This is a genomic window from Liquorilactobacillus uvarum DSM 19971 (genome assembly GCF_001434935.1).
Taxonomy (GTDB): domain Bacteria; phylum Bacillota; class Bacilli; order Lactobacillales; family Lactobacillaceae; genus Liquorilactobacillus; species Liquorilactobacillus uvarum.
Map to the genome: position 1 here is coordinate 1 of NZ_AZEG01000155.1, position 220 is coordinate 220.

Consider the following 220-nt stretch of genomic DNA (forward strand, 5'->3'; position numbering starts at 1 on the left):
TTTTGAACTAGATACAGTCGTTGGTCCTCGTGGGCATAGTAAGGCAGTTTTATTAACTTTAATCGATCGCAAATCACGGTTCCTTTGGGCATACTGGTTAAAAGATCGGACGACAGCGACTGTTAATGAAGCACTAACTAAGTTCCTAACCACTTTTAATGGTCCGGTGCACAGCTTTACTGTGGACCGTGGCACTGAGTTTAGTGGGCTAGTATCACTT

At 43.6% G+C, this 220-nt stretch carries 1 protein-coding gene; it reads left to right on the forward strand.

Annotated features, from left to right (window positions below; all coding sequences use genetic code 11):
* Nucleotides 1-220, forward strand: a 220-nt coding sequence (locus FD20_RS12880) for a DDE-type integrase/transposase/recombinase (RefSeq protein WP_157060952.1), incomplete at both ends; no start/stop codon positions are given.